We start from the raw sequence: 12,007 nt of genomic DNA on the forward strand, positions 1-12,007 counted from the left end.
GCGGCCTGGGAGAAACGTTCGTTCATAGCGCCTGCGCCACCGGCGCCGGCCGGCCACGGCGCAGCAGCACCAGGCACAGCGGCGCCAGCACCAGTTGGCCGATGGCGACCGCCAGCAAGGCCTGGGGCAAGTGCGGGTTGGCGCCGCCGGTGATCGCCAGCACCAGCAGCGGGCTGAGGAATTCGCCGGCGAAGATGGACGCGGTGAAGCCGCCGGTGGCGCGGCCGCGCTGGTGGAAGCCGACCTGCAGCATCACCTGGGTGATCAGCGTCGGCAGCAGCAGGCCCACGCCCAGGCCATTGACCAGCACCGCCAACACCATAGGCGCGTGGCTGTCGGCCAGGGCCATGAGCGCGCCGCCCAGGCCGGCGGTGGCGAAGCCCAGGGCCAGCAGGCGCCGCGCCGGCAGCGCGGCGAGCAGGCGGAAGGCCAGGGCCCCGGCGAGCACGCCGAGCTGGTTGGCGCCCATGGTCATGCCCACCTGCTGCGGGGCGTCCACGTGCAGCAGTTGCAGCAGGTAGCCGGCCTGCACCGGGACGATGAACAGGCTGACGCCGGCCAGCAGGGTCAGCAGGTACAGCGGCGCCAGCGCGGCCCAGGGGAAGCGTCCGGCGTCCGCGCGCAGCGGCCCGGCATGGCGCACCTGCGGCTCCCACAGCAGCGCCGCCATCAGCGGCAGGCACAGCAGGCCCGCCGCGTAGAGCGCGAAAGGCGTGCGCCAGCCGCTCTCCCCCAGCGCCCCGCCCAGGCCCATGAACAGCGCGGCGGACAACGAGGTGGCGACCATCTGCAGGGCGAACAGGCGCTCGCGGCGCTGGCCGTCGAAGTAGTCGCCCATCAGGGTGGTGCAGCAGGTCATGATGCCCGCCTCGGCCAGGCCGATGCCGGCGCGGCTGGCGACGATCGGCCCCAGCGAGTCCAGCCACAGCGGCAGCACCCCGCACAGGCTGTACAGGAGCATGCTGGCCAGCAGCAGCGGGCGCCGGCCGACGCGGTCGGCGAGCAATCCGGCCAGCGGCGCCAGGAAGGCGATCACCAGCGCCGGCAGGGTCAGCGCCACCGGCACCAGCACGGCGGCGCCGGGGGTTTCGGCGAAGTGCGCCTGCATGCGCGGCAGCACCGGTGCGATGAGCACAGCGCCAAGCACAGGCAGGCAGCTGCCGAACAGCAGGAGCAGCGCTTGGGCTGTTCCGGCGGGGCGTTGGGTGGTCATTGCGCACCTCCACGCCGGAAATCCATGGGGTCGTGGCGATGGGTATCGCTTCGCTCAACCCATCCTACGCAGGTGTTCCTGCCGCACCTGTAGGAGCGGGCCCTGCCCGCGATTCGCGCCCAGGGGGCGCTCCTACATGTGAAGCCGGCATTCGATGGGTTCAGGCATGGCATCGGGCGGTCCTCTGGCTGGTATTCGGCTCGCAGCAGTCGCGGTCGTGGTGGACTTCCTCCAGCTGGTGCGCCGGCACGGCGGGTTGCGCCTGGCGCCGGGGCAGCAGGAAGTAGGCCAGCGCCGGCAGCAGGACCAGGGCGCCGACCATGTTCCAGACGAACATGAAGGCCAGCAGCACGCCCATGTCGGCCTGGAACTTGATGGGCGAGAAGATCCAGGTGCCCACGCCGATGGCCAGGGTCACGCCGGTGAGCATCACCACCTTGCCGGTGAACAGCAGCGCCCGGTAATAGGCGCTGGACAGGCTGGCGCCCTGGCGCAGCTGGGCCAGGACGATGCTCATGACGTACAGCGCGTAGTCCACGCCGATGCCCACGCCCAGGGCGATCACCGGCAGGGTGGCGACCTTCACGCCGATGCCCAGGGCCACCATCAGCGCCTCGCAGAGGATCGAGGTGAGCACCAGCGGCAGCACCGCGCAGAGCACCGCGCGCCAGGAGCGGAAGGTCACCAGGCAGAGCAGGATGACCGCGCCGTAGACCCACCAGAGCATGTCGTGGTTGGCCTGCCTGACCACGATGTTGGTGGCCGCCTCGATGCCGGCGCTGCCGGCGGCGAGGAGGAACTTCGCCTGCTCGCTGTCGTTGTCGCGGGCGAAGGCCTGCACGCTGTCGACCACCCGCGCCAGGGTGTCGGCCTTGTGGTCGGTGAGGTAGGCGTACAGCGTCAGCAGGCTGCAGTCGTCGTTGTACAGGCCGCGCGGGGCGTTGGCGGTGACCATGTTCAGGGTGGCCTGGTTATTCACCAGTTCGTACCACTTCGGGCTGCCCTCGGAGAGGCCCACCAGCACCCGGCGGTTGAGCAGCGCCAGGGAGTTGGTCGAATCCACGCCGGCCAGGCCGCGCAGTTGCCAGTCCAGGTCGTCGACGCGCTTGAGGGTGTCGTAGGCCGAACAGGCGCCGGCCGGGGTCTGCACCATCACCGCGAACACGTCGCTGCTGGCGCCGTAGTGCGCGGTGACGAAGGCGTTGTCGCGGTTGTAGCGCGAGTCCGGGCGCAGTTCCGGGGCGCCGGCGTCGAGGTCGCCGATCTTCAGGTTGAGGCTCACCGCGTAGCCGCCGGCGGCCAGCAGCGCAGCCACGGTGATGCACGCGGCCGCCCAGCGGCGCCGGGTGAACAGGTCGAGGAAGCGCCACACGGCGTGCTTGTCCGCCCCGCTCGCCTCGGCCTCCTCCGCGCGCAGGCTGCGCCGCGCGGCTTTCGGGCTGACGCCAATGTAGGACAGCAGCACCGGCAGCAGGATCAGGTTGGTGAAGATCAGCACCGCCACGCCCAGGCTGGCGATCACCGCCAGGTCCTGGATGACCTGGATGCGGATGATCATCAGCACCGCGAAGCCCACCGCGTCGCACAGCAGCGCGGTGAGCCCGGCGAGGAACAGCCGGCGGAAGGTGAAGCGCGCGGCGACCAGGCGGTGCATGCCGCGGCCGATGTCCTGCATGATGCCGTTCATCTTCTGCGCGCCGTGGCTCATGCCGATGGCGAACACCAGGAAGGGCACCAGCACCGAGTACGGGTCCAGCTCGTAGCCCAGCAGCGGCAGCAGGCCCAGCTGCCAGACCACCGCCACCAGCGAGCACAGCACAACCAGCGCCGTGCTGCGCACGCAGCGGGTGTACCAGTAGAGCACCGCGGCGGTGATGGCGATGGCCGCGGCGAAGAACAGCAGGATCTGCTTCAGGCCGTCGATCAGGTCGCCTACCACCTTGGCGAAACCGGTGATGTGGATGTCCACGCCCCGGGCCTGGTACTTGCCGCGCAGGGCCTCCAGCTCATGGGCGAAGGTGGTGTAGTCCAGCGCCACACCGTCGGGGGTCTTCTCCAGCAGCGGCACGTAGAGGATGCTCGAGCGCTGGTCGAAGGCCACCAGCTGGCCGATCTCGTTGGAGCGTTCGACGTTGCGCTTGAGCGCTTCCAGGCTGGCGCCGCCGCCGTCGTAGCCGTCGGGGATCACCGGGCCGCCTTCCAGGCCGTCCTCGGTCACGCCGGTCCAGCGGGTGGACGGCGTCCACAGCGATTTCATCGCCGCGCGGTCCACGCCGGGCAGCAGGTACACCTCGTCGTTGAGTTGCTGCAGCACCTGCAGGTAGTGCTTGTCGTAGATGCTGCCCGCGGGGTTGGCCACGGCGATGCGCACGGCGTTGCCCAGGCCGGCCAGTTCCTGGCGGTGGTCCAGGTAGTTGAGGATGAACGGGTGCTCGCGCGGGATCATCTTCTCGAAGCTGGCGTTGAGCGTCAGCCGCGTGGCCTGCCAGCCCAGCAGCAGGGTCGCCGCCAGGCACAGCAGCAGGACCAGCCCGCGGTGGTTGAACAGGGCGCGTTCCAGCAGCGAGCCGGAAGCGCTGTCGAAGTCGTCGAGGCGGCCGCTGGACGGCGCGGGGGAAGTCGGGGCGTGCATGGCTCAGTCCGCTGTGCTGGAGGAGGAAGAAGGCGCCAGGCGGCGCGCGCCGGCCATGCCGACGGCCACCAGGGCGCCATCGGCGGCGACGGTGGCGGCGCTCAGCGGCAGGCCGTCGGAGACCGGCAGCGGCCTTGCGGCGAACTCGCCCAGGCCGCTGCGCAGGAGCATGCCGGCCTGGTTGGCGAGCAGCAGCTGGCCGCCGGCCACGCGGATGCCGTTGAGCGAGGCCGGGATGGGATTGGCCAGGGCCTGGAAGCTGGCGCCGCCGTCGTCGGAGGCGAACAGCTTGCCGCGCAGGCCGCCCACCAGCAGGCGGCCGCCGGGCAGCACGGCGGCGGCGAAGTAGCTGCCCTCGTAGGGGCCCTGCAGCGCCTGGAAGTGTTCGCCCGCGTCGCGCGAGCGCAGCAGCAGGCCCTGTTCGCCGGCGATGTAGAGGTCGCTGCCCTGCCCCGCCACGGCGTACAGGTGCAGGCCCTGGGGATTGGGCAGGTGGCCCATCCACGACTGCCAGCTGCGGCCGCCGTCGGCGGTGGCCAGGGCCAGGCCGTAGGCGCCGAGCACCAGGCCATGGCGGGCGTCGCTGAAATGCACGGCCAGCAGGGGCTTGTCGGCGCCGTCGGCCACCAGGCGTTGGGCAGCGGCGACGCGGCCGGCATCGGCCGAGGCCTCGGCAGCCTGCAGTTCCAGGGCGGCGGCGCGCCTGCCGTCCAGTTGCAGGCTCCAGTGCTCGCCGCCGTCGTCGCTGTACAGCACCACGCCGGCATGGCCTACGGCCCAGCCGTTGCGCGCATCGACGAATTGCACGGCGACCAGGCTGGCGCTGACCGGCACCGAGTTCGCCTGGCGCCAGTTGGCGCCGTTGTCGTCGGAGAGCAGCACCACGCCGCGCTCGCCCACCGCCACCAGGCGGTTGCCGGCGCGGGTGACGTCCTGCAGCACCGCGTGCTGGGCCTGGGGGCCTTGCACGGCGGGCTGCGCCAGCACGTCCGGGGGACTTGCCGCGAAAGCCGGCGGCAGGGCGCAACAGGCCGCCAGGAGCAGGCCGGAAAGCATTTTGTTCATCGCACGCAACCTTGGTTTTTCTTGTAGTCGGGCCTGTCGAGGCCGGGTACCGCGAGGTCTCCCGTAGGAGCGGGCCCTGCCCGCGATTCGCGCGCAGGGCGCGCTCCTACAGGAGCAGGGTGCTAACGCTCAGCGCACGCCCTCGCCCGCCATGGCGTCGGCGGTGAACACCGAGTCCTTGTACGGCGGCACGATGCGGTACTGCTCGCTCTTGCCGGCGAACAGGTCGCCGGCGAACCATGCCCCGGAGAGCAGGTCGTAGAAGCCGTTGGTGAGGGTCACCACCCCAGGCAGGTCGGGCAGCACCACCGGCGAGGTCCAGAGCACCTTGGCCAGTTGGCCGCGGGCGTCGTAGCGCTCGCCGAGCACGGCGGTCCAGGTGTCCTCGTCGAGGTAGTAGGTGCTCCTGGGCATCACGTGGCGCTGGCCGTTCTTCAGGGTCGCCTCCACCACCCAGACGCGGTGCTTCTCCCAGCGCAGAGCGTCGGACTTCAGGTGGTGCGCGTCCAGCAGCGCCTCGGGGCCTGCGGCGGTGAACACCTTGTTGGCGTTGTACGGGATGTACATCTCCTTCTTGCCCACCAGCTTCCAGTCGAAGCGGTCGACGCGGCCGTCGAACACGTACAGCTCGTCGAAGCTCAGGACCCCGGCGGTGGCCGGCGTCGGGGTGTCGCAGCAGGCGTTGGGCAGGCGGCGCACGCGGCGCTGGCCGGGCAGGTAGGTCCACACCGTGGTCTTGTCGGCATTGAGGTTCTCGAGCCCGGTGATGGCCTCGCCGGCGCGCAGCGGCGGGCCGTCGTTGATCATGCGGATGGACCAGAACACGCCCCGCTCGCCGGCGCCGCCGGGCAGGTACCAGGGCATCTGCAGGTCGGCGCGCGAGTCGTTGGTCAGCACGTGCTTGCCGTCGGCGGTGGTCAGGTACTGGGTGAAGCTGGCGTGCCAGGAGGCGCCGCGCCAGCGCAGCAGGTGGTTCCAGATGGCCTCGGCACCGCTGCCCGGGATCGGGAACGGGATGCCGCCGGCGGCGCCCTCGGGCATCAGCCCGGCGGGGCCGTCCACCAGCTTGCCGCTGGTGGCGTTGGCGAAGGTGGCGTCGTACACCGACTGCGGCGCGGCGGCGCTGCGGTGCGTCGGGTAGACCTCCAGGCGGTAGCTGTCGGGGTACTTCTTCAGCATCGCCTGCACCCCGGGGGTGAGCTGCGCGGCGTACTGCGCCATGTTCTGCGCGGTGATGGTGAACAGCGGCTTGTCGGCGGCGAAGGGGTCGCCGCGCTTGCCGCCGTCCTTGTAGGCCGGGTCGGCCTGGGTGTAGCCGCCGGTCCAGGCCGGGATGCTGCCGTCGGCGTTGCCGGCGCGCTCGCCGCCCAGCGGGGTGAGCGTGGTCCTGAGCTTGCCCGCCTCTTCGGCGGAGACGGCGGCCAGGGCGCCGTGGGCGAACAGCAGGGAGGCACTCAGGGCGGTGAGCAGGGAAACGACTTTCTTGTTGTGTTTCATCGGGCAGTCCTCGGTCAGAAGGTGCGGCTGACGGTGAAGGCGATGAAGTCGCGGTCTTTCAGCGACTGTTCGAAGGTGTAGTGGTTGTCGGCGTCGAGGAAGGTGTTTTCCGGGCCGTAGTAGTGCGTGTAGGTCAGGCCCAGGCTCCAGGTGTTGAGGTAGTTGCCCTTCAGGCCGATGTTGATGTCGCCGCCGTGGTCGCTGCCAAAGCCGGTGCCCAGGGCCTCGGAGGCGCCGTTGGTGTAGCTGGCGCCGAGCGGCACCGAGAGGTCCAGGCCCGGGTAGATCTGCCGGTACATCGGCTCGTAGACCAGGCGCAGGCTGGTGGCGTCGCGGTCGGCGTTGGGGTCGATGGCGTCGCGGTTCTTGCTCACGCTCAGCACCCGGTTCCAGGCGATCTCGCCGAGGAAGCTCGACTCGCCGGCGATGAAGTTCGGCTCAAGGCTGGCCAGCCAGGAGAAGTTGGCGTGCAGGGTGCGGCCGGTGGCGTAGAGCGGGTCGTCGCTGTTGTTGATCGCCTCGCCCACGGCCAGGGCGTGCTGGTTGGTGGAGGCCAGCGGCTGGTTCCAGCGGGTGGAGACTTCGCCGGCGACGTTGAAGTTGCCCAGGGTGGTGGAGAAGCTGCCGCCCAGGGCGCTGATGCCTTCGGGGTACACCCAGTAGAACTCGCCGGCCTTGCCGGTGAGCGGGTTGAGGTTGGCGAAGTCGCTGCGCACGTTGAGCTGCGGCGACTTGTCGTGGAAGCGGATGGCGTACAGGCCCCAGTCCACCGTCTCGGTGCGCCAGCGCAGCTGCACGCCGCCCTGCCCCGAGTCCTTCGCCTCCTTGTCGTTGCCGTGGTAGAAGGCCAGCGGCTGGCCGCCGGGCATCACCGGCGAGCCGATGTACATGCGCTCGGCGCCGTCGCCGAAGAAGTCGTCGGTGGAGAAGTAGCTGCCGGCGGCCGGCAGGCGGTTGGCCTCCCACTCGAACTGGTAGTAGGCGCCGATGGACACGTCCGGGGTCAGCTGCAGCTGGCCGGAGACCTGCTGCACCGGGCGGATCAGTTCCTTGAACTGGGTGTTGGGCACCGACAGGCCCTTGACCACGTCGATGGGCGCCATGCCGCCGGCGATGCCGTTCATGCCGTAGAACAGGCTCTCGCCCCACTGCATGGCGTACCGGCCCAGGCGCCCGGACAGCGGCATGCCGGCCAGCTCGGTCTTGCCGAAGACGAAGGCGTCGAGCAGTTCGCCCTTGCGCCCGTGCAGGGTACGGGTGTCGTCGGTGAATTCGTCGTAGTCCACCGAGTAGCTGTTGGCGCGGCTGGGGTCGTTGGCGTCGCTGCCGCGGTTGTAGACGTCGTCGTACCAGGCCGCGCCGCTGACCCGCGCGCCGACGTCGCCGTAGGTGACGTCCAGCTCGGAGAGCAGGTCCAGGCGGTTGGAGATCAGGCCCTTGTCGAAGTTGCGGTCGCCGTCGTCGAGGTTCAGCGCGGTCTGGCCCTCGCTCAGCTTGCTGCTGGCGTCCTGGGTGCGCCAGGCGGCGCTGTACTTCAGGGTGTTGTCCCAGCGCGCCCGCAAGTCGGGGTTGCCGGTGTCGAATTCGAAGGCCTGGGCGTGGCCGGCGGCCAGGGCCAGCAGCGCCAGGGTGAGGGGCTTGAGCGGCGGCAGCGGCCGCGCGGTTGCACGCTTGTCAGCGGACATCGAGGTCACCTCTTTCTTGTTCTTGTGCGTTGGTGTTGGCGTGGGCCGCGGCGCGCCGGCAAGGCGGGGCGCGCCGGGCCGTGGGGTCAGATGGGGCGCGCGGTGACCTCCAGCATCTGCTTCACCAGGCCGATGCGGTCGAAGGACGGGTCCTGGGCGATCTCCTTCTCGCCGGCCAGCAGGGACTTCTCGGCGATGAACTTGCAGCGCTCGAAGCGCCGGCCCATGAAGCGCTGCAGCTGCTCGGCCAGGCTGCCGCCGGTGGTGAGTTCCTCGGCCAGCACCACCGCGTCCTCGATGGCCATGCCGGCGCCCTGCCCCAGGTGCGGGGTGGTGGCGTGGGCGGCGTCGCCGATCAGCAGCACCCGGCCACGGTGCCAGGGCTCGTCGACGAATACCGCTTCCAGCGGCTTGTAGACGACCTCGGCGCTGTCGGTGATCTGCTCGCGCAGCTCGCCGATCAGCCCGCCGAAACCGGCCAGGCGCTGGCGCAGGCCCTCGGCCAGGCCGGCCGGGTCCATCCAGGGGTTGCCCGGCTCGTGGGAGGTGGTGAACAGGTACATCAGGTCGTCGGCCAGCGGCACCAGGCCGGCGTTGCCCGAGGGGCCCTGGTAGTTGGCCAGGTGGTCGATCTGCGCGGCGCGCCTGAAGTTGTGGCGCCACACCGACTGGCCGGTGAAGCGCGGCTGGTACTTGTCGCCGAACAGCAGGCCGCGGACCCGCGAGTACAGCCCGTCGGCGCCCACCAGCAGCTGGTAGCGGCCCTGGCTGCCGTCGCTGAACAGCACGTCGACGCCGCTGGCGTCCTGCTCGAAGCTTTCCACCGAGGTGCCCAGGCGCACGCGGGTGCCCAGCTCGATGGCGGTTTCGCTGAGCACCTTGTGCAGCGCGCGGCGGGAGATGCCGACGTTGGCCGGGTACTGCGGCCCCGCCAGGCGCTGGCCGGGGATGCGCACCAGTTGCTGGCCGGCGGTGGTGTAGATGGCTACGTCCTCGAAGGCGTAGGCGGCGTCCAGGTAGGCATCGAGCAGGCCCAGGCGGTGCATCTCGCGCACCACGTTGCTCTGCTGGATGATGCCCACACCGTAGACGGTCCACTCGCTCTTCAGCTCGACCAGGTCGACGGCGATGCCCTTGCGGCGCAGGGCGATGGCGGCGCACAGCCCGCCGATGCCGCCACCGACGATCAGCACCTTGCTCACAGTGTTCATGGCGTCTCTCACGTGTTGTTCTTGTTGTCCGCACCGACTGGCGGTGCGGCCGTTCTCCGTGCCCTGGGGCACAGCTTCCCGGCGGGGCCGGGTCTTGACCAATCGAGTCCGCGGATGCGACCTATCGCACGGCGCGATACCTCAGCCTTGCAGTTGCGCCAACGGCAATAGCAGCCAGCCGTCCTTCTCTTCATGCACCAGCGCCGCCAGCGACTGCCCAAGGCACGGGCCGTACACGCATTCGCCGTCGTGCGGGCGGAAGCGCGCGCCGTGGGCGTAGCAGACGACCCACTGGCCGTCGGCGCTGAGGAACCTGTCCTTGCGGTACTCCAGCGGCACCTGCAGGTGCGGGCAGCGGTTGCGGTACAGGCGCACCTGGCCGCGGTGGCGCAGGGCGAACAGCGCATCCGCGCCCTCGCCCTGCGGGTCGAAGCCGCGCGCCTGGCCCTCGCCCAGCTCGTCGAGCCGGCACAGCGCCACGCAGTCCACGGCTCAGCCCTGCTTCGGCGGCGGGCCGCTCGGCGCCCACTTCTCCCGCGCGGTGAAGAGGAACAGCTGCGAGTTGTCCGCCGACATCGGCGCCTGGCGCGCGGCCCAGGCGTCGTCGTGCTTGTCCATGTCGGCGTCGTACTCGATGTGGCAGCCCAGCGGGCTGTTGAAGTACCAGAACCAGTTGGAGCCCAGCAGGTGCCGGCCCGGGCCCCAGAAGCTGGTCCAGCCCTTGTTCTGCAAGCGCGTGCCGGCCAGCAGTACCTCGGTGCCGCTGCCCAGGTGGAAGGTGAAGTGCTCGCAGCCCTGCATGTGCGGCGGCGTCTGGATCATGAACAGGCAGTGGTGGTCGTCCATGCCCGCCGAACGCATGAAGGGGCCGACGCCGACGAAGCTGTCGGTGGTGACGAAGCCCAGGCGCTCGCGGTAGAAGGCCTCGCCCCTGGCGGCATCGGGCACGAAGTACACGACGTGGGACAGGGTGCGCGGCAGCGCCGGCATGTCCGGGGTGATGCCCAGCTGGTTGAGCGGGCGCTGCGGCGCGCTGCCGGGGGCGTTGGTCAGGTCGGCTGGGGCCTCGAAGGGGCGCCGGCAGCTGACCTGGAAGGCAATGGCGAAGCCCAGGTCGTCGACGCAGTGCAGCACGCCGGCAGCATCGCGGCGCACCTCGCGGTCGCGCCCCAGTTCGTCGGCGATGGCGTCCAGGTCTGCGGCGCCGGCCACGCCGTAGACGGTCTCGCGCAGCGATGGCGCTGGGCCCAGGGCCGGCGGCAGGCTAGCGTCGTCGCCGCGGCGGATGACGATGGCGGTGCCGTCGAGGGCTTCGAAGCGCCCGCCGTCGGCGGTGAGTTGCACGGCCGTGAGGCCATAGTCGCGCAGGCAATCGGCACAGGCCTGGATATCGTCGACGCCGAAGACCAGGGCGTCGAGGCCAAGGATGTTCATGGCTACCACTCCATTGAAATTATGATTCGGCGCCGGGCAGGGGGCCGCCGGTGGTGGGTCGCCGCGGCTCGGGGGCCGCTCGACTGGAGCGCAGGTTGCTGGGTGGCGCGGCGGGCTGACCAATCGCATGTGGGGATGCAAGGCATCGCCGATCGCGATACCTGGGCGCGGGCCCATGGCGGCGGGCGTTTGCCGCCCACTCCCGGCGGGGCGCTATTGACGTATCGGGAATGCGGCGGGAAGGTATCGCGAAAATAACTACAACAAGCCTGAGCCATCTGCCATGCGATTCCATCACCTGGACCTGAACCTCCTGGTGGCGCTGGATGTGCTGCTGGAAGAGCAGAACATCACCCGCGCCGCCGAACGCCTGCACATGACGCAATCGGCCACCAGCGGCGTGCTCGGCCGCCTGCGCACCTTCTTCGAGGACGAGCTGCTGGTGCAGGTCGGCCGCAAGATGCAGCCCACCCCCTATGCCCTGGAACTGGCGGTGCCTGTGCGCGAGGTGCTGCTGACCATCCGCTCCTCGATCACCGCCAAGCCGGTGTTCGACCCGGCCAGCAGCAAGCGCCACTTCCGCCTGGTGACCTCGGACTACCTGATCAGCGTGCTCTTCGCCCAGGTGATCCAGAAGATCCACCAGCAGGCCCCGCACATCACCTTCGAGATCCTCACCCCCGGCGACAACAGCGCCGAGCTGCTGATGCGCGGCGAGGTGGACATGATGATCGTGCCCGAGCGCTACATCATCGACGGCCATCCGGCGCAGCTGCTGTTCGAGGAGGACCACGTCTGCGTGGTCTGGCGCGACAACCCCGAGGTGGGCGAAAGCCTGACCCTGGAGCAGTACATGCAGATGGGGCACATCTCGGTGGGCTTCGGGCGCAACCGGCACCTGAGCATCGAGGACTGGTTCATGAGCCAGTACGGCTTCAACCGCCGCCTGGAAGTGATCACCAACGACTTCAACACCCTGCCGCAGCTGCTGGTCGGCACCCAGCGCGTGGCCACCATGCACCGGCGCCTGGCCGAGCTGTACGCGCGCTACCTGCCGCTGCGCATCCTGCCGCCGCCGGTGAAGATCCCGGTGATGCGCGAGTACATGCTCTGGCACCGCAGCATGGAAGGCGACCCCATGCACCGCTGGCTGCGCGAACGCATCCGCGACTTCATCCAGAGCCTCGACCAGCAGCCCGAAGCCCTGCGCCACACCGGCTGAGCCCGTCCCATCGCCCCGGCCGCCGGCATGGCGCCGGGGCATCGCGTT

At 70.1% G+C, this 12,007-nt stretch carries 9 protein-coding genes; 1 reads left to right on the forward strand and 8 read right to left on the reverse strand.

Going from position 1 to position 12,007, the window contains the following annotated elements; genetic code table 11:
- Nucleotides 1-22 precede the first annotated feature (22 nt).
- The 8 genes from RN02_RS26005 to RN02_RS26040 all read right to left on the reverse strand — a co-directional run bounded on the left by RN02_RS26005 (nt 23) and on the right by RN02_RS26040 (nt 10,737).
- Nucleotides 23-1,213 carry an MFS transporter gene (locus RN02_RS26005; RefSeq protein ID WP_043317964.1) on the reverse strand — a complete coding sequence of 397 codons (1,191 nt, stop codon included), beginning with the start codon at nt 1,211-1,213 and terminating at the stop codon, nt 23-25.
- Between the two features lie 160 nt (nt 1,214-1,373).
- Nucleotides 1,374-3,845, reverse strand: coding sequence for an efflux RND transporter permease subunit (locus RN02_RS26010; RefSeq protein ID WP_043317966.1), 2,472 nt, complete (start codon nt 3,843-3,845; stop codon nt 1,374-1,376).
- A 3-nt stretch (nt 3,846-3,848) separates the two neighbouring features.
- Entirely contained in the window at nt 3,849-4,910 is a 1,062-nt protein-coding gene (locus RN02_RS26015) for a WD40/YVTN/BNR-like repeat-containing protein (RefSeq protein ID WP_043317967.1), read from the reverse strand.
- A gap of 129 nt (nt 4,911-5,039) precedes the next feature.
- Nucleotides 5,040-6,407 carry a DUF1329 domain-containing protein gene (locus tag RN02_RS26020; RefSeq protein ID WP_043317969.1) on the reverse strand — a complete coding sequence of 456 codons (1,368 nt, stop codon included), beginning with the start codon at nt 6,405-6,407 and terminating at the stop codon, nt 5,040-5,042.
- Nucleotides 6,408-6,421: 14 nt separating this feature from the next.
- Nucleotides 6,422-8,092, reverse strand: a complete 1,671-nt coding sequence (locus RN02_RS26025; RefSeq protein ID WP_009620186.1) for a DUF1302 domain-containing protein — start codon at nt 8,090-8,092, stop codon at nt 6,422-6,424.
- A gap of 86 nt (nt 8,093-8,178) precedes the next feature.
- Complete coding sequence (locus RN02_RS26030) at nt 8,179-9,303, reverse strand: FAD-dependent oxidoreductase (protein ID WP_043317971.1); 1,125 nt, start codon at nt 9,301-9,303, stop codon at nt 8,179-8,181.
- Nucleotides 9,304-9,444: 141 nt separating this feature from the next.
- Nucleotides 9,445-9,792, reverse strand: a complete 348-nt coding sequence (locus tag RN02_RS26035; RefSeq protein WP_009620182.1) for a Rieske (2Fe-2S) protein — start codon at nt 9,790-9,792, stop codon at nt 9,445-9,447.
- A 3-nt stretch (nt 9,793-9,795) separates the two neighbouring features.
- Nucleotides 9,796-10,737, reverse strand: a complete 942-nt coding sequence (locus RN02_RS26040; RefSeq protein ID WP_043317973.1) for a VOC family protein — start codon at nt 10,735-10,737, stop codon at nt 9,796-9,798.
- Between the two features lie 283 nt (nt 10,738-11,020).
- Between RN02_RS26040 and RN02_RS26045 the strand changes: the two genes are divergently transcribed.
- Complete coding sequence (locus RN02_RS26045; protein ID WP_043317974.1) at nt 11,021-11,959, forward strand: LysR family transcriptional regulator; 939 nt, start codon at nt 11,021-11,023, stop codon at nt 11,957-11,959.
- Nucleotides 11,960-12,007 lie beyond the last annotated feature (48 nt).

It is taken from the genome of Pseudomonas sp. PI1, from assembly GCF_000812405.1.
Classification (GTDB): Bacteria; Pseudomonadota; Gammaproteobacteria; order Pseudomonadales; family Pseudomonadaceae; genus Pseudomonas; species Pseudomonas citronellolis.

Coding starts and splice junctions, on each gene's coding strand:
- RN02_RS26005 (WP_043317964.1), bottom strand. CDS start 1,213: ATGACCACCCAACGCCCCGCCGGAACAGCCCAAGCGCTGCTCCTGCTG.
- RN02_RS26010 (WP_043317966.1), bottom strand. CDS start 3,845: ATGCACGCCCCGACTTCCCCCGCGCCGTCCAGCGGCCGCCTCGACGAC.
- RN02_RS26015 (WP_043317967.1), bottom strand. CDS start 4,910: ATGAACAAAATGCTTTCCGGCCTGCTCCTGGCGGCCTGTTGCGCCCTG.
- RN02_RS26020 (WP_043317969.1), bottom strand. CDS start 6,407: ATGAAACACAACAAGAAAGTCGTTTCCCTGCTCACCGCCCTGAGTGCC.
- RN02_RS26025 (WP_009620186.1), bottom strand. CDS start 8,092: ATGTCCGCTGACAAGCGTGCAACCGCGCGGCCGCTGCCGCCGCTCAAG.
- RN02_RS26030 (WP_043317971.1), bottom strand. CDS start 9,303: ATGAACACTGTGAGCAAGGTGCTGATCGTCGGTGGCGGCATCGGCGGG.
- RN02_RS26040 (WP_043317973.1), bottom strand. CDS start 10,737: ATGAACATCCTTGGCCTCGACGCCCTGGTCTTCGGCGTCGACGATATC.
- RN02_RS26045 (WP_043317974.1), top strand. CDS start 11,021: ATGCGATTCCATCACCTGGACCTGAACCTCCTGGTGGCGCTGGATGTG.